The 17,913-nt window shown below is 40.1% G+C and carries 12 protein-coding genes; 9 read left to right on the top strand and 3 right to left on the bottom strand.

Annotated features, from left to right (window positions below; genetic code table 11):
- Positions 1-4 precede the first annotated feature (4 nt).
- Entirely contained in the window at positions 5-1,084 is a 1,080-nt protein-coding gene (locus Q5076_RS05870) for a family 43 glycosylhydrolase (protein WP_009000969.1), read from the top strand.
- Here Q5076_RS05870 and Q5076_RS05865 read toward each other — a convergent pair.
- From Q5076_RS05865 to Q5076_RS05855, 3 genes are all read right to left on the bottom strand, one after another.
- Positions 1,053-1,763 (bottom strand): ComF family protein, encoded by a 711-nt coding sequence (locus Q5076_RS05865; RefSeq protein WP_303011629.1) that lies wholly within the window; start codon positions 1,761-1,763, stop codon positions 1,053-1,055. The two genes, Q5076_RS05870 and Q5076_RS05865, sit on opposite strands and share 32 nt — an antisense overlap.
- Before the next feature lie 43 nt (positions 1,764-1,806).
- Positions 1,807-2,610 carry an inositol monophosphatase family protein gene (locus tag Q5076_RS05860; protein ID WP_303011672.1) on the bottom strand — a complete coding sequence of 268 codons (804 nt, stop codon included), beginning with the start codon at positions 2,608-2,610 and terminating at the stop codon, positions 1,807-1,809.
- A gap of 395 nt (positions 2,611-3,005) precedes the next feature.
- On the bottom strand, positions 3,006-4,022 hold the full coding sequence (locus Q5076_RS05855; RefSeq protein WP_303011627.1) for a LacI family DNA-binding transcriptional regulator: 1,017 nt from the start codon (positions 4,020-4,022) through the stop codon (positions 3,006-3,008).
- 143 nt (positions 4,023-4,165) lie between these two features.
- On the opposite strand from Q5076_RS05855, the gene rbsK reads away from it, so the two are divergent.
- From rbsK to Q5076_RS05815, 8 genes are read left to right on the top strand one after another with little or no spacing between them, the layout of a single operon-like run.
- Positions 4,166-5,080, top strand: a complete 915-nt coding sequence (rbsK, locus tag Q5076_RS05850) for a ribokinase (RefSeq protein WP_004323848.1) — start codon at positions 4,166-4,168, stop codon at positions 5,078-5,080.
- Positions 5,081-5,100: 20 nt separating this feature from the next.
- A complete protein-coding gene (locus Q5076_RS05845) occupies positions 5,101-8,034 on the top strand; it encodes a SusC/RagA family TonB-linked outer membrane protein (protein WP_368389374.1) in 2,934 nt (977 codons plus the stop codon).
- A gap of 15 nt (positions 8,035-8,049) precedes the next feature.
- Complete coding sequence (locus tag Q5076_RS05840) at positions 8,050-9,579, top strand: RagB/SusD family nutrient uptake outer membrane protein (RefSeq protein ID WP_303011620.1); 1,530 nt, start codon at positions 8,050-8,052, stop codon at positions 9,577-9,579.
- A 58-nt stretch (positions 9,580-9,637) separates the two neighbouring features.
- The gene (locus tag Q5076_RS05835) at positions 9,638-11,602 is read left to right on the top strand and encodes an ADP-ribosylglycohydrolase family protein (protein ID WP_303011619.1); all 1,965 of its coding nucleotides are present in this window, start codon (positions 9,638-9,640) and stop codon (positions 11,600-11,602) included.
- 13 nt (positions 11,603-11,615) lie between these two features.
- Positions 11,616-13,223: an ADP-ribosylglycohydrolase family protein gene (locus Q5076_RS05830; RefSeq protein ID WP_303011614.1), complete on the top strand. Its 1,608-nt coding sequence runs from the start codon at positions 11,616-11,618 to the stop codon at positions 13,221-13,223.
- A gap of 6 nt (positions 13,224-13,229) precedes the next feature.
- Complete coding sequence (locus tag Q5076_RS05825) at positions 13,230-14,777, top strand: ADP-ribosylglycohydrolase family protein (RefSeq protein WP_303011612.1); 1,548 nt, start codon at positions 13,230-13,232, stop codon at positions 14,775-14,777.
- Between the two features lie 10 nt (positions 14,778-14,787).
- Positions 14,788-16,383, top strand: a complete 1,596-nt coding sequence (locus Q5076_RS05820) for an alpha/beta hydrolase family protein (RefSeq protein WP_303011609.1) — start codon at positions 14,788-14,790, stop codon at positions 16,381-16,383.
- Between the two features lies 1 nt (position 16,384).
- Positions 16,385-17,905, top strand: coding sequence for an alpha/beta hydrolase family protein (locus Q5076_RS05815; protein WP_303011607.1), 1,521 nt, complete (start codon positions 16,385-16,387; stop codon positions 17,903-17,905).
- Positions 17,906-17,913 lie beyond the last annotated feature (8 nt).

The following is a 17,913-nucleotide window of genomic DNA, read 5'->3' as shown; positions in this document are numbered from 1 at the left end:
AATTATGAGAAGCTACTATTTTCTTATCACACTGATGAGCATTTGTGTCATCTCCAATACTATACAGGCACAGAACAAGAAAAAGAAAAGCTTCAAACCCGGAACAGTGTGGGTCGATAACAATGGAAAAACTATTAATGCACACGGCGGTGGTATTATATATGTAGATGGCATCTATTATTGGTATGGTGAGCACAAACTGCCCAATAAATCTGAGAAAGAAAAAGCAGATGGTGGTGTACATTGTTATTCATCCACTGATTTGTATCATTGGGAAGACAAAGGAATAGTATTATCCGTTGACTATAAAAATGAAAAAAGTGATATTGCTGACGGCTGTATTCTCGAACGCCCTAAAGTAATATACAACAGGGCGACTTCTAGATATATGATGTATTTCAAACTCTATCCCAAAGGACAGGATTATAAATACGGTTATCTAGGAGTCGCTGCGGCAATTTCTCCTACAGGCCCCTTTACATACAGTCACAAGTTTTTAGGAGCAGATTCTCCATACGGTTCAGGAGATTTTTGTATCTACAAAGATGATGATGGCAAAGTATATCATTTCACGGTACGCAAGCCTGATAAAGCTTTTGTGGCAGGTGAATTAAATAAGGAATATACTTACCCACAGGGAAAGTACAAGGTAGTCACGGGAATCACTAACGAAACAGAAGCACCTGCCATCTTCAAGCATAAAGGTACCTACTATTTGCTGGGATCAGGCTCTAGCGGTTGGAAGCCCAATGCCGCGCGCATATTCACATCAAAATCAATAACGGGTGACTATACGGAAAAATCAAATCCCTGTCATGGCGTCAATCCATATAATGGACTTGGCCCCGAAAAAACTTTTGGGGGACAATCATCCTTTATTATTCCTGTACAAGGAAAGAAAAATTCCTATATTGCCATGTTCGATATATGGAAACCGGAAATGCCAATTGAAGGACTTTATATATGGCTACCCATTAAAATCCAAACTAATAGTATAAATATAAAATGGAGAGATGAATGGAATTTAAATATATTCTCTGACGAAAAGAAGATTATTCCACCGTTGCCAACGTCAATATACTAATCCGTATTCCCTCCACTTTCACCAGACAAGAAGCACATACCAGCGTAGTAGAACCGGTGGTCAACACATCGTCAACGATCAGTATGTGTTTCCCGACAAGTGCTTCGGGACGTTGAAGTTCAAAGATACCTTCCACATTATCCCGACGTTCAAGTATGGATTTGTGTGTTTGCGTTTCCGTATTTTTCTTACGCAATATGGATTCTGTATCTATGGGGATTCCTGTTACAGCAGTGATTCCCCGTGCTATCCATTCACTCTGATTATAGCCGCGAATTTTATACTTCTTTTTATGCAACGGTATGGGCAATACCACATCAATACCCTCAAAAAAACCGGTTCGCGACAACTCTGCTGCCATATATCTTCCCATAATAGTACCGATTTCTTTCTGCCCCTCATATTTAAGTTGATAAAGAATCCGCCGGAAATTGCCTTCCCTATGATAGAAGAAAAAAGAAGTAGCACGTTCCAAAGGAATCTGTCCCCAGAAAAGCAGTTCTACAGGATTGTCCTTTCGAAGATGGTAATTCGTACGCGGCAAATCCATATTGCACATTGTACAAATACATTCCTCTCCTCTCACCAATACCCTGCCGCAAACAACACAGCAACGGGGAAACAATAAAGACAAGAATGAACCCAGCCACTCTTTTATAATAAGAAATATATATTTCATGCTACCAGGATATTAGTGGGGAAAGCGCAACAAAGCAATCATCCTACATACCCAACGGAGGAACTTCCGCCAATATTTCTTGAAGTAAAGGATGCAAGAAACCATTCGTGGCTATAATGTGATGTCCCTCAATAAAATAATCCTCACCATAAAAATTTGTAACCTGTCCACCTGCTTCCTGAACTATCAAAGCGGCAGCCGAATAATCCCATTTTCCAAGGAAGGCCTCCGCCCACGCATCAAAACGCCCAATAGCCACATAACAAATCGCAGCGGCGGCAGAGCCGTTCATACGGATACCTCCTACCACCCCATATAATCGTTCTATCAAATGAAGAGCAGTCCGTTTATATTGCAAATGGTTATAAGGCAACTCGGTGATGACAAATGCATCTTTCACATCCCGGACACCCGAAACATGAATTTCTTCGCCATTCATAAATGCTCCACCACCTTTCCAAGCATAAAAACATTCATCCCGGCAGACCTCATAAACAACGCCCAAAAGAAGTTCGGTACGACTGCGCAAAGCAATACATACACAATAAGGAGCCTCATCATGAATATAATTCGTTGTTCCATCCAAAGGGTCAATTACCCAATAATAAGGTTCGTCCCGATAAATGGCAGAGCCTTCTTCCGTGATAAACCCGGCTTCGGGTAATAAAGTTGAAAGAGCTTTCACCACTCGTACCTCTGATTCTTTATCCACATAAGAAACATAATCATGTGCATGTTTCTCTACAACACATTCACGATGAAATTCCCTTCGTTCCTCTTTCAAGAAATGCCCGGCCTCAACTGCAATACGGCGGACATCGGCTGTAAGTTGTTTCAAATCCAACATTTCAATTCGTATTAAAAATGTCTCGAAAGGTATAGCTTTTCTCATAAAAAACCATTCAAAAAGAATATTATTTTCCATAGAGAATGAAACTTTAAATATTCAATAGAAGATATTAAATTTCTCCCTAAAAATAATAACTCCTAACCTATACCTTTCTTAATCCATAAAACTCTCTCACCCTACAGTTTTAGAAAACACTACAGACACATATACAATGACAAAACAAGAATAGCCAGTATTCCCTCAATTAGAGTTATTCGGTACAGAAATTTTACCATACCTAATAAGTGAAGGAAGAAAGAAATGATAGTAATATACCATTTCCGACAACATCAATATTTTTTGTCTATCAACGGTTAAAGCAACAATATCACACCGTCTTTTCATTCCAAAAACTATTCTCTTCCACCTACAACTTTAATAGAATCCCGTTTTATTATACTCGGTTTTAATAGAATCTCCGAATGAAGTTCTGTTTCTTCCAGAATCTTTTGCATCAACATCTTCACAGCAATAATGCCAATATTTTCCAATGGTTGGGCAATTCGAGTAATAGGTGGATTCAAATAATCCAAATACAAATTATCATCAAAGGAAATAATCGACATATCCTGCGGTATTTTCACTTTATGCTCATTCAACGCTTTCACCGCTCCTAAAAGAATTGTACTACTCAACGCAAAAATGGCAGTAGGTTTAGTTATGGAATTCAATGCCAACTTAGTCTCGATATATCCATTTTGGGTAGAAAACTCATTCCCTTTCACCATTGCATCTTCCGAATATCCCGCCTCGCGAAGCGCATCTAAATAACCGCGTACCCGTTCTTTGGTAGTAATTGATATATCAGGTCCTTGAATACATAAGATTTTATTATGACCGGATTCCAATAATAGTTTTGTTGCCTGATAAGCCCCTACATAATTATCAGTAGCCACATATGGCAAATTATGTTTCTCAAAATAGCGATCAATCAGAACAATCGGAGTTTTAACACTAATTTCTTCCAATTTGAAAGGATTCTCCCCGGTTGGAACCAGAATAATTCCGTCTATCTTGCGTGATAGAAGCGAATCGATAGCCTTATTTTCCTGAATAGGATTTTCCAAGGTATCGATAAGCATAACTGTATAATTATAATGTTGCGCTTCACGAATGACAACGCTTGCTATATTGGCAAAAAAAGGATTATCTATATGCGGTACGAGAAGCCCGATAGTATGTGTCGTATTATTGCGCAAACTTTGTGCAACTATATCAGGCTGATAGCCCAATTCTTTAACGGATTGCAGAATAACCTCCTTAGCAGACTGGCTTATTCTATATTTCTCCGACTTTCCATTTAAGACTCTGGAAATCGTAGAGATAGAATACCCAGTTTTCTTTGATACATCAATCAGAGTTTTCTTCATTACTGGCTGTTTTTTGCAAAAATAACATTTTATTTGAGAAAAAAGCAAGAAAAATATTTTGTTTTGAAAAAAATTTCTATATTTGCACAAACGATTGCGCATCATTTATGATTCAATTCGCCTTAATACTTAATACTCATTATATGGACACAAAGAAGAAAATCGTAGTGATAGGTAGCAGTAATACGGATATGGTTATCAAATCAGACCGTCTACCAAAACCAGGAGAAACAATTCTGGGAGGAAACTTCTTAATGAATCATGGCGGCAAAGGAGCTAACCAAGCCGTAGCTGCTGCAAGACTAGGAGGAGATGTCACTTTCATATGTAAAATAGGGAATGACATTTTTGGAAATGAAACCTTGGAAATGTTTCACAAAGAAAAGATCGACACTACTTATGTAGGAATTACCCCGCAGGAACCGTCAGGAGTAGCTCTTATCAATGTCGACAAAAAAGGGGAAAACTGTATTGTTGTTGCTTCCGGAGCCAACGGGACTTTATCTACTGATGACATACAGCATGCAGAACCTGCCATCAAACAGGCATCCATCGTCATCATGCAGTTGGAAACTCCAATCGAGAGTGTCACTTATGCAGCCAAAATGGCGAAAAAAGATGGAATTACCGTTATATTAAATCCCGCCCCTGCCCCTACCCAACAACTGCCTGACGATTTATTAGCCAATGTCGACATTCTTATTCCTAATGTCACAGAGGCTGAAATCATCTCGGGAATGCACATTACAGATGATGAATCGGCAAAAGAAGCGATTCGTTATATTAGTTCGAAAGGCATAAAAACTGTTATTATTACGATGGGAGCCAAAGGAGCTCTCGCTTATGAAAACAATGAGTTTATCCACATTCCAGCCTTCAAAGTAGAAGCAGTAGACACGACCGCTGCCGGAGATACATTCTGCGGTGGACTGTGCGTAGCTCTGTCTGAAGGCAAGAATCTAAAAGATGCAATTATATTTGCAAGTAAAGCCTCTTCTATTTCTGTTACCAGAATGGGAGCACAAGTATCTATACCTTTGAGAAAAGAAATACAATAATCATCCTTAATTCTGTTATTATGATAAAACAATGTTCAATCCACGGTCTATTGACAAGTATGTTGTTAATAGTATTTTCTTTGATGAGCAATGATGCTATTGCCCAAAAGGTAATAAGAGGTACAGTCCTCGACGAAGCAAATACCCCTATTATCGGTGCCAGCGTCCTTATCAAAGGTACGACAAACGGTTCTATTACAGGAGTTGACGGGACTTTCAATGTAAAAGCCAATCCTTCTGACGTATTGGTCATATCTTATGTAGGTTATGCAACCATCGAACAACAAGTAGGAAACCAGGCACAGCTAGTCATACACCTGTACGAAGACTCTAAAATACTTAACGACGTAGTAGTAATCGGCTACGGGTCTACCACTAAGAAAGAACTTACAGGCTCGGTCACCAGTATGAAAAAAGATAAACTCAATCCCGGAACATTCACCAATGCGATGGGAATGTTGCAAGGGAAAGTAGCAGGATTACAAATTATCAATCCGAATGGTGCTGATCCGACAGCCCAATATGAGGTACTGCTTCGCGGAACAAACACACTTTCCGCAGGTCAAGGTCCGTTAATCATTATTGATGGAGTGGCAGGTGCAGATATCAGAAATATCAATTTCCAAGAAGTAGAATCGATTGACGTTCTAAAAGATGGTTCGGCAGCCGCCATTTACGGAACAAGAGGTACGAATGGAGTCATCATTGTCACAACAAAACGTGCAAGAAGCGGTAAAACAGAAGTTTCCTATGACGGACAATTTACAGTAGGGGTAGTTTCACGTAGGGCAGAACCTCTATCGGCAAGTGAATATAAGTCTGTCATCAAGGAATATCGTCCCGAACTGGAAAGTTATATTTTTGATAGTGATACCGATTGGTTCAAAGAAATTACGCAAACTCCGTTCAGCCATAAACATAATTTGTCTATATCCGGAGGATCCGAGAAATTTTCACACCACACCTCTTTCAATTATGAAAAGAGCGAAGGATTGCAAAAGCATAATAGTTCCGAAAAGCTAATGGCACGTACCAATATTCGTCAATCATTATTAGATAAATGGATAGATTTGGATTATAACCTTAATATTATTCATCGCAAATACAGCCCTTCCTCTACAAGTGCCTTCATGCAAGCATTTACACATAATCCGACAGAGCCAGTTTACGATGACAGTGATCCGGAGGCCGGAGGCTATAGCCGTATTAAAGCAATGGAATACTACAATCCGGTAGCGATTATAAACGAAAGGAGTATGGAAAGCAAGAATGATAATTACGGTGCAAATATCCGTGCGACTCTGAACATATTACCAATAAAAGGATTGAAATGGGAGAATTTCATTTCATATAATAAAGAACAATATGAGACACGCGAATACTACACACATTATTATCCAAGCTTGATAGGAACGAACGGACAAGCTTATATTGAAAATTACCAGGAAAATGATACGCAATATGAATCTACCTTAAACTACGCAAACAACTTCGGAAAACACTCTATCCAGGCATTACTCGGATACACGTATCAATATACCTACAACACATCTGCCTCCATGACTAATTCCGGTTTCGACTTCGATGACAACCAGACTCACAATATCGGAACAGGAACTAATCTTACGGAAGGCAAAGCCAGCATGTCATCTAATAAAGAGGACAATACATACATCGGATTCTTCGGACGTTTCATGTATAACTACGATGACAAATATCTTTTATCCGCTTCTTTACGCCGTGACGGTTCCAGCCGCTTCGGTGACAATAATAAATGGGGATGGTTCCCGGCAGTCAGTATCGGTTGGCGTATAAATAAGGAAAAGTTCCTCTCAGATGTCAAATGGATTGATGATTTGAAACTAAGAGCCGGATACGGAGTGACCGGTAACCAGGATTTCTCAAATTACAAATCTTTGATGATGATGACTACAGCCGGCAAATTCTATTACAATGGCCAATGGATAAACACCTATCAGCCTGCAAGTAATGCCAATCCGGATTTGAAATGGGAGAAAAAAGCAGAGTTCAACGTTGGTGTTGATATGACAATGTTTAATAACCGGCTCTCATTCACTTTCGATTATTACAAACGGACTACTTCTAACTTGTTATATGACTACATCGTGCCGACTCCTCCCTATGTATATAATACCCTGTTTACAAACGTTGGGAAAGTAACAAATGAAGGAGTTGAATTGACGATATCCGGCACACCGTTCAACACCAGAGACTTTACATGGAACACCTCACTTACCATTTCACACAATAAAAATAAATTAGTAAAATTCACCAATGATGAATTCACTAACGGAACATACAAAGTGGGATGGTCTACCAGCGCAGCCTGCTACACCCAACGTTTAATAGAAGGACAGTCATTAGGAACTTTCTATGGCCCCATTTGGCTGGGAACTGACACAGACGGGAAAGATGTATTGTTAGGACAGAACGCTGATGGTTCCGTACCGGAAGAACAGTGGGAGAAAATCGGTTGCGCCTATCCTAATGCCACTCTTAGCTGGAGCAATACATTCAGATATAAGAAGTTTGACTTAAGTTTTTCGCTCCGCGCCTCTATCGGTGGAGAAATACTAAACAACTATGCCATGGAATATGAGAACCTAAGTAGTATTGGACTCAGAAATATCTCATCCAACTGGTTGTCAAAGACAAACTTCACAAGTACGACCTATAAATATTCCTCCAAATATGTAGAGGATGCCTCTTATTTAAAAATGGATAATATCACCTTCGGATATACTTGGGATTTCACATCTAAAATGATTAAGAGACTGAGATTATCCCTCACAGCGCAGAATGTATTTTGCATCACCGGTTATTCCGGTGTCGATCCTGAAGTAGCCCTTTCCGGACTGGAACCCGGCATGGAAAGTTTAAGCTATTATCCACGTACAACAGAATTTACTTTCGGTGTCAATATAAATTTTTAATGAAATTAAATTGTTATGAAAAAGACAAATATATTATTAAGTTTCGTTATCAGTATCTTATCATACGGATGTACCGATCTCAGCGAAACAGTCTATACGGGAGTATCCATGAACAATTTTTTCAAGAATGAAAAAGAGTTGATAGCCAACGCAGGCAGAGCCTACACGAAATTACAAGGTTACAATTCCGAACAAAGCCTATGGACTTTACTTTTACAAGCCTCTGATGAATGTGCCGTTCCCGCTTGTGGTGGCTCCTGGTACAGTAACGGACGTTATGAAGAAATCCAAACAAATAAGATTCCACCTTCAAACAAATTACTGACAGCAGGATGGAACTGGATATTTAATGGTATTGCCGCATGTAATGAAATTATTTATGAAACGGAATTATCACCTATCCAATTTGAAGGAAAAGAGAAAATTGTGGCTGAAATGAAGATATTACGCGCTTTCTACTATTATCAGGCCATTTCCTGTTGGGGAAATGTTCCTTTTACAATAGACTATACAGAAACTGGATACCCTGAACAAAAAAGTCGCGAATATATCTTTAACTATCTGGAAAAAGAAATCAATGACAATATCGAATATCTGGACAGGGAACCCTCAGCCACCAATTATGGACGAGTCACACAAGCTGCCGCCTACTGTATCCTTGCCAAAATGTATCTGAATGCAGAAGCATGGTTTAATACTCCTATGTATGATAAAGTTGAAAAAGTGTGTAAAGATATTATGGATATAGGCGCTTATAGTATTGAAGACTCCTATTCAACAAACTTTGACATTAAAAACGAAGGGTCTAAAGAAAATATCTTTGTTATTCTTTATGATAGAGTATATACTAATGGTGATAACAATGCGTTTTACCTGCATACACTAACACTCGAAGCCGCATCACAAGCAACATTTAATATCCCTGCAGCTCCATGGTCGGGTTTTCTCTGCCAACCAGACTTTTTCCAAACATACGATGAACAAGACCTCCGCAGAAGTCAAAGCTGGTTATATGGCCCGCAAGTGGATTTAAACGGAAAAGCCCTTGGTTTCGAATACAATCCAGTCTTCCCCGAAGAAAAATATTATAATAGTAACGGAGGACGCGGGACATACGATGGTGCACGCTGCTGGAAATGGCATTACCAAACTGATGGTTCTCTAAAAGAATATACAATTAGTATGGACAACGATTTTGCAATCTTTCGCTATGCCGATGTTGTATTAATGTACGTGGAAGCCTTGGTAAGACAAAACAGAACCAGTGAAGCTGTCCAACTGGCAGACTTCAAGAAAATCCGTACAAGAGCCGGTCTTGACACATACTCCGCAAGTGAACTGACAGTTGATGAGCTTTATGCCGAACGAGGCAGAGAACTGGCATGGGAAGGATGGCGTCATGAAGATATGGTACGTTTCGGAAAATATTTGAAAAAATACTGGGCACATCCCGATCAAAGCTCAGAAACCTTTAGAAATATATTTCCTATTCCTACGGACATTTTGAATGCAAATCCTAAATTATCTCAAAATAAAGATTATTAATTACAATCGGAAGATTCACATAAAAAGTACATCTTCCGATAAATCAACCCCGATAAATATGAAAAAACCAATTATCTTTTTATTTGCTTTAATCACTAATATCCTATTCATTTCTGCACAAAAAATTTCCAAAGCAGAACTAAAAGACAAGATAGCCGGAGCCTGGATTGGGCAAATGATAGGAAACATATACGGACTTCCCTTCGAAAACAAGTTTGTAGATGAGCCGGCCCCCGAATCCCGATTTCCATTCGGTTACACCAAAAACATAGATAAGTTGCAGAAGTATAACGGTGCATTTTCTGACGACGACACGGATATTGAATACATATATCTACTATTAATGGAGAAATATGGTGTAGAACCTACTTACGCCGATATGCGTGAAGGATGGATGTATCATATCCGAGACCGTGTATGGTTGGCCAATAGAGCAGCACTCGGATTAATGCACCTCGGATTCACCCCTCCGTTTACAGGCGATAAAAATCTGAATCCCCATTGGTATCAAATCGATCCGCAATTAATTAATGAAATATGGGCGTATACAGCACCGGGAATGATTTCCTATGCTGCGAAAAAAAGTGACTGGGCTGCCCGTATCACAAGTGATTCGTGGGCTGTATCCCCCACTGTCCTATACGGTGCAATGTATGCTGACGCCTTTTTCTGTAAAGATATCCGCAAACTCATCACACGAGCCCTAAAAGAACTGCCTAGTGACGACAGATATGCAATGGCTGTAAAAGAAATGATTGCTTTATATGACAAATATCCTAAAAATTGGGTAAAAGCACGTCAAATCATGGCAAAAAAATACTACATAGATGAACCCGCCATGACAAAAACAATCTGGAATGCCAATCTGAACGGGCTATGCGGTATTTTGGCTATGCTGTACGGTGAAGGGGATTTCCAACGGACATTGGATTTAAGTTGTGCAATGGGATTTGACTGTGATAACCAAGCAGCTACTATCTCCGGATTGCTAGGAGTTATGTACGGTGCAAAATCACTTCCCGAAAGTCTCACCAAACCTATTGAAGGATGGGAAAAACCTTTTAACGACCGGTATATCAATATTACCCGGTTCGATATGCCCGATGCTTCCATTGAAGATATGATTGAACGCACCTACAACAAAGCAATCGAACTCGTTTGCACTAAAGGGGGAAAAATAAAAGGTGATATGATATATGTGAATCCTAAAGCCCAATTCATTCCACCTTTGGAATTCTGTATCGGTCCAAACCCGGACTTGGAAATCGGGCAACCTACCGATTATTCATTTGCCTGCAGGACAAATACAAATTTCAAATGGGAGCTGGTAAAAGGCAAACTACCGACAGGAGTTACATTCCAAAACGGCAAGTTAGCAGGAACCCCTACAGAAACCGGCAAATTCCCGATTACCCTTCAGTTAAGTACCAACAACAAAAACACGATAACTAAAGACTTTGAACTACTAGTAAAAACAAAAAATATAACCTCTAAAGCTGACACTATTTATGCCAATATCCGTAAACTGAACGAAGAAGTTCTCGATTCTTGCTGGATTACCTTTGGAAAACCGATGTACGCGACAAACATAGAAATAATAAACGACGGAATCAAAGATGGCGTAGGATCTGTATTTTATTCATTGGCCGCCAAAAGCAATCTTCCTAAAATAGACTATTTTGGATATGGTTGGAAAGAAGAGCATACTATTAATATGGTTGTTCTGAACATGGGTTGTCTGGAAGAATTCGGAGGATGGTTTACTTCTCTAAATATTCAGTATCTTGGAAATGACGGACATTGGTACGATGTAGGCAAATTCAAGTCAACCCCGTCACTGCCTGAAACCGATATCGTATTTTTCCAGCCTCCTTTTGCACAATACGTTTTAGAATTTCCGGCAGTAAAAACCAAGGGAATACGCATATTAATGGATGCCAAAATACAAGAACACTGGCATAAATACACGAAGAATGTATCATCATTCATCTCTATCACCGAACTAGGAGTTTATGAAAAATAAAGAAAGAGAAAAAATGAAGGAAATAATCACTATATGTATCATAGGGCTTTTCGCTCTCAACATACAAGCCCAACCTGTAAAAACCTTAAAATTATCTGATAAGAAACTTTTAGATAAGATTAAAGGAGGATGGGCAGGACAAACCATCGGTGTTGTTTTCGGAGCACCTACAGAGTTCAAGTTCACGGGAACCTATATTCAAGACTACCAATCTATTCCATGGGCGGAAGGCTACGTAAAATACTGGTGGGAAAAGAAACCCGGACTGTTCGACGATATTTATAACGATTGCACGTTTGTTGAAGCGTTCAATGAACTCGGTCTGGATTGTTCACAAGAAGAACTTGCCAAAAGGTTCGCATTCGCAGATTATCACCTGGCTCATGCCAACCAGGCAGGTAGATATAATATCCGTCAGGGTATCATGCCGCCTGCTTCCGGCCATTGGCTGAACAACCCGCACGCCGACGACCTAGACTTCCAAATTGAAGCAGACTTTATTGGTCTGATGGCTCCTGCAATGTTACCGGAAGCGTTAGATATCGCATCCAAAGTAGGTCATATCATGAACAGTGGCGACGGTTTTTATGGCGGCGCTTTCGTCGCAGCCCTTTACAGTTCCGCTTTCTATGAAGAAAGTCCTGAGGCAATTCTAAAAACCGCAATCTCGGTGATTCCTGAAGAAAGTACATTCCACCAATGTATTCAGGATGTAATCAATTTTCATTCCTTGTATCCGGACAATTGGAAAGACTGCTGGTATTTTCTGCAAGAGAAATGGAACTGTGATGTAGGATGCCCCAAAGGCGTATTTCTTAATTTTAATATCGACGCCAAACTCAATTCAGCTTTCGTGGCATTAGCTATGCTTTACGGTAAAGGAGATTTCACCAATTCTGTCGATATTGCAACCCGATGCGGCCAGGACTCCGACTGTAACCCATCCACAGTCGGCGGTGTACTCGGAGTTATGTACGGATATGACAACATCCCCTCATTCTGGCTGAATCCCTTGAAAGAAGTAGAAGAATTCACATTTGAAGGAACCGATATGTCACTGACTAAAGCTTATCGAATGAGCTTTGAACAAGCCAAACAGCTTATAGCCAAGACAGGTGGTACAGTATCCGACGGAGAAGTAAAAATCCCAATCAGAAAAGCAAACGTCCTTCCTCTAGAACAAAACTTTAAAAACACCTATCCGCTCTACAGAGAACGCAAAGACTGCTTTCTGACAGATACGTTCGAATTCGATTTCAACGGCAACGGATTTGTTATTTGGGGAAATATATGCTGCACAAGAAGCATTACTCCCGATTATATCAATCGCGTATCCACACGCCACATCGGTTCTGAAGTTTTCGGATTGGCAGAACCCGACGACCCTTACGTTGCCAAAGTCGAAATATGGATTGACGGGGAACTGGATCATGTAGCGGCATTACCTATGAAAAACACAGATCGGAAAGTAGAACCAGCTTGGAAATACCTCATGAAAGAAGGAAGACACCACGTAAAAATGAAATGGTTGAACCGCAAAAAAGACTACATTATCCGTATCAACGACATAATGTATTATTCAGAGAAAAAAGAACATGATAGATTTTACTTTAATAAATAAATTAAGATGAGAAAAGTCCTGATTAACATGATTCTACTATTTGCTTTCTCCATGTCGGGAACGGCACAAATAGAATATGGAAAAACGGTTGAAATAAGTAAAGACGTACTGCTTGACAAAATCAAGGGAGGTTGGGCAGGACAAACTATCGGATGCACTTACGGTGGTCCCACAGAGTTCAAATATAAAGGAGCAATCATCCATAAAAAAATACCAATTATCTGGTATGACGATTACTGCAAAGACATTTTCGCAGAAGATCCCGGATTATACGATGATGTATATATGGACCTGACCTTTCTGGAAGTAATGCAAAAAGAAGGAATAAATGCCCCTGCCGAATCGTTTGCCAAAGCTTTTGCAAACGCTGATTACAAATTATGGCATGCCAACCAGGCAGCCAGATACAACATATTACACGGCATCATGCCGCCTGCATCCGGACACTGGAGAAATAACCCGCACGCTGACGACATTGATTTTCAGATTGAGGCAGATTTTATCGGGATGATATGTCCGGGGATGGTAAATACCGCATCCAGTTTTTCCGATAGGATAGGGCATATCATGAACTACGGAGACGGATGGTACGGAGGTGTATATATGGGAGCAATGTATGCACTAGCTTATGTGAACAATGATATCTATACCATTGCCACGGAAGCCCTAAAAACTATTCCCGAACAAAGCAAGTTTTACCGTTGCATCACAGACGTAATTAAATACTGGAAACAATACCCGGATGACTGGCGTAAATGTTGGCTGGAAATAGAAAACCGCCATGCTTTTGAAATCGGTTGCCCGGAAGGGGTGTTCAATGCATTTAATATCGACGCCACTATCAATGCAGCCTATTGCGTTATGGGACTCTTATACGGTAATGGTGACTTTTTCAAGACAATGGATATAGCGACTCGCTGCGGGCAAGATTCCGATTGTAATCCGGCAACTGCCGCCGGAATTCTCGGAGTCATGCAAGGCTACAAAGCCATCCCCGAATATTGGAAACCAGCACTCGAAAGATGCGAAAACATCAAATTCCCATACACAAACATCTCTTTAAGCTCTGTTTATGACATCAATCTCAAGCTATTAAGCGATGTGTTAAAAGCCAATGGCGGTAAAGTGAAAGGCGATAAATATTATACCACAATCCAAAAGCCTAAGACCGTAGCGTGGGAAATCTCTTTCGAAGGTTTATATCCTTCCGAAAGAAGAGTCATCAAATGCGACCTCGGCACAGAAAAAACATTTGAATTCAATGGTAAGGGGGTTGTCTTAATGGGACTAATCAGACAGGATACCAAAGAAAGTAATGACAATTATATCGCCATCCTAGAAGCCTACATTGACGGCAAGAAAGTAGAAACCATAGAAATGCCTTATGACTATATAAAAAGAAAATACGATATTTTCCATAACTATGATTTAGAGGAAGCCCCCCATAAACTTGTTATTAAATGGATTAACCCGAACAAGAAATACGCCGTTCAGTGTAAAGACATGGTGGTTTATTCATCCACACCCGCAAAACCTATCAACCCTTATCAATAAAAGAAGAAACATGAATAGAAAACTACCCATACTATTAGTCCTATTATTTTCCTACGGATTATCATCATGCTCGTCCGATGATATCAGTCTGTCCGAAGACGGACAGGCCGGGTCACCGGAACAGTTCACCGAACGCTATAATCCCGACCAAAGCTTTTACAGCAAAATCTTAGGACAAGAAATTAAATATTCAGTATTACTGCCTCAAGAATATCTATCGAAGAATACGGCTAAATACGGAGTAGTTTTCCTTCTGCATGGTTGGGGAGGGAACCAGAATTCATGGGGACCTTCAGGATTGAACATTCAAACCATAACCGACGCACAAACCAATAATGGCAGTGTCCGTCCATTGATTTATATCATGCCGGAAGGTTTCAACTCTTATTTTTGTAACCGTCATAACGGAAAGTTCAATTATATGGATATGTTCATTAATGAACTCATTCCCCTGATTGACAAACGGTTCAGGACAACAGCCAGTAAGGCAGGAAGAGCTGTTGTCGGATTCTCCATGGGAGGTTTCGGAGCATTAAGCATGGCATCACAACATCCTGAAATATTCTCAGCATCAATAGGATTAAGCCCGTCTCTGAATACAGACGAACAATACATCTCCCTACCGCAAAACGGTTGGAACCTTCAATGGGGAAACAATTTCGGAGGAAGCGGTCAGACAGGAACCGGCAGACTGACAAGTTATTATAAAAGCCAATGCCCGCTACACTTTTTTAAGGACAAGCCAAACTCCACATTCCAAACTATACATTATTACATAGACTGCGGTGATGATGAAGAACGATTATATGCAGGCAACGGTGAATTACATTCTCTATTACGGGATAGAAATATCCGACATGAATATCGCGTACGGAATGGTGCCCACACAGACAGTTATTGGCGTGAATCCATGAAAGAAGTGCTACATTTTATCGAACGTTCATTCAAAGGAGAAAGTTATCCGCAAGAAACACTGCAAAAGTTTACGGAGAAATTACATTCTACAACTAAAAAAATTAAAGTCGGTAATTCCCATATCGAATTACAGATACCGGACGACTATAACCCTGCCCTAACCTACAAAGTTCTATATTACAGTAAAGGAGAAGGCAATGCTGACCTTACGACAGAACAAGTAGCTACGGCACTAGATTCCCTTATGCAAATCAAACGTATGATAATAGCCGGTTTTAATGTGAAAGAGATAATTCAAAATGAAACAAGTTTTTCAGCCATCACCGATGCAGTGGAGAAAACAATCCATACAGAAAGCAATGCAGATTTCAGATTAGGGCTGGCATACGGTTCAAACGCCGATTATTTATACAATCAATCGACAGGCAATACACCCGCCATCCGCTTCTTCTTTGCGGAAGATGCGGATATTATCAACCTTCCTGACAAAAACCGGGCCCAAATTTACTATCTGGATATAACAGACGAAGGCACTAACTATAACAGCATGTTTGCATTGTTCAATGGGTTGCGGGAAGCGGAAGCCCCAGTACAATACCGTGTCAGGAACGGAATAGACAGCTCGCAATCTGCCCAGACAGGCATTTATTCAATGAGTTATTATATCGGTGAACAGTTAATAAAAAAATGACATGGAAAAAACACTGCTATATATCATTCTGTTCCTGTCAAGTATAGATGGAGTCCGAGCACTTCCCATAGAAAAAGAAGGGATGAGCATTTATAGTCCGGCTTTAAAGAAAGAAGTTTCCTACTCTATCATCTTGCCGGAAGGTTATTATCATTCGGATATGGAATATCCCGTTCTGTACATGTTTCACGGAATAGGAGGCGATTATACCAGTTGGCTCGAATATGGAAATGTGGCACGTGTTATGGACCCAATGATAAAGAAAGGAGAAATTCAACCTTTCATCATAGTCATTCCTGACGGTTACCTGTCTTATTACAGCGATACCTATGACGGAAGTTTCCTTTACGAGACTTTCTTCACTAAAGAACTGGTTCCTTATATTGACAATAACTATCGCACTTGCAAAAACGCTAATGCACGTTCAATCATCGGTTTTTCCATGGGAGGATTCGGAGCATTGTCCATCAGCCTGCGCAATCGTAACTTGTTCGGTTCCGTCGTTGCGTTATCACCCTCCATCCGCACGGAAAAACAATACATGGAAGAAGGACCGCAAACAGGATGGGACAGCCAATGGGGACGGATTTTCGGAGGAACAGGAAAGAATGGGAACGAGCGCCTAACCAGTTATTACAAGCAACATTCACCCTACCACATTCTTTCCGTCCTCCGCAATTCCGATCTAAAAGAGTTAGGTATCATGCTAGACATTGGAGATAAAGAAGGGACCTTATGCGAAAGCAATGAAGAATTACACCGATTATTGTCAGACAGGAAAATACCTCATGAATGGGAAGTACGTTCAGGAGGGCATGATTTTACCTGTTGGAATGCAGCACTGCCAAAAGCATTCAAATTTGTCAACAGATATTTCAATGGAAACCAGCTGGGAAATAGACAGAAAAACGTTCCGTACGAAACTCCATTTCTCAAAACGGGCAATGCAACGGTCTATTATCCAGAACAGGCTCAAGGAAGCACAAGAAAATATCCTATTATCTATATACAGGGAGAAATCGACAGGCAACAACAAAAGACTCTCGCCAATCGGTTTCATCAAATGGTAAAAAACAATAAAACATGGCCTGCTGTCCTTTGTTTCGTAAAAGCCAATGCAAACCTGTCAAGAACTATTTCCGATGTAGAAAAACAATGTTCTGGAATCAGGAACTCCCAACGTATGAGGGCGTTAATCACCCTGGGAAATAATATCAAAGAAAGCATAGAAGCCATTCAGAAAGAAAATCTGTTTACCGGCATAGTTTGCATAAATGCCGCCGGTGACGAGAATGACGCCTTAAATTTCATTAAGGCAGTCAGCTCTCATAAAAGATACTCCAGATGCTGGATAGAAGTGCTGCCCGAATCGCGGGAATACGGTTTCAGCAGCAATATCCATATCCTTCTGAAAAAGTCAAACCTGGAACATGAGTTCCGGTCAAGGGAATATAAAGAGACCAATGCTTTTACTTATTGGGAAGATTGGATCATCTATTTGAATAACAGAATCCATGTTTAATAATTAAA

The sequence above is a fragment of the uncultured Bacteroides sp. genome (assembly GCF_958445495.1).
Classification (GTDB): domain Bacteria; phylum Bacteroidota; class Bacteroidia; order Bacteroidales; family Bacteroidaceae; genus Bacteroides.
This window is presented reverse-complemented; position numbering and strand designations above follow the sequence as displayed.

Coding starts and splice junctions, on each gene's coding strand:
- Q5076_RS05870 (WP_009000969.1), top strand. CDS start 5: ATGAGAAGCTACTATTTTCTTATCACACTGATGAGCATTTGTGTCATC.
- Q5076_RS05865 (WP_303011629.1), bottom strand. CDS start 1,763: ATGAAATATATATTTCTTATTATAAAAGAGTGGCTGGGTTCATTCTTG.
- Q5076_RS05860 (WP_303011672.1), bottom strand. CDS start 2,610: ATGTTGGATTTGAAACAACTTACAGCCGATGTCCGCCGTATTGCAGTT.
- Q5076_RS05855 (WP_303011627.1), bottom strand. CDS start 4,022: ATGAAGAAAACTCTGATTGATGTATCAAAGAAAACTGGGTATTCTATC.
- rbsK (WP_004323848.1), top strand. CDS start 4,166: ATGGACACAAAGAAGAAAATCGTAGTGATAGGTAGCAGTAATACGGAT.
- Q5076_RS05845 (WP_368389374.1), top strand. CDS start 5,101: ATGATAAAACAATGTTCAATCCACGGTCTATTGACAAGTATGTTGTTA.
- Q5076_RS05840 (WP_303011620.1), top strand. CDS start 8,050: ATGAAAAAGACAAATATATTATTAAGTTTCGTTATCAGTATCTTATCA.
- Q5076_RS05835 (WP_303011619.1), top strand. CDS start 9,638: ATGAAAAAACCAATTATCTTTTTATTTGCTTTAATCACTAATATCCTA.
- Q5076_RS05830 (WP_303011614.1), top strand. CDS start 11,616: ATGAAGGAAATAATCACTATATGTATCATAGGGCTTTTCGCTCTCAAC.
- Q5076_RS05825 (WP_303011612.1), top strand. CDS start 13,230: ATGAGAAAAGTCCTGATTAACATGATTCTACTATTTGCTTTCTCCATG.
- Q5076_RS05820 (WP_303011609.1), top strand. CDS start 14,788: ATGAATAGAAAACTACCCATACTATTAGTCCTATTATTTTCCTACGGA.
- Q5076_RS05815 (WP_303011607.1), top strand. CDS start 16,385: ATGGAAAAAACACTGCTATATATCATTCTGTTCCTGTCAAGTATAGAT.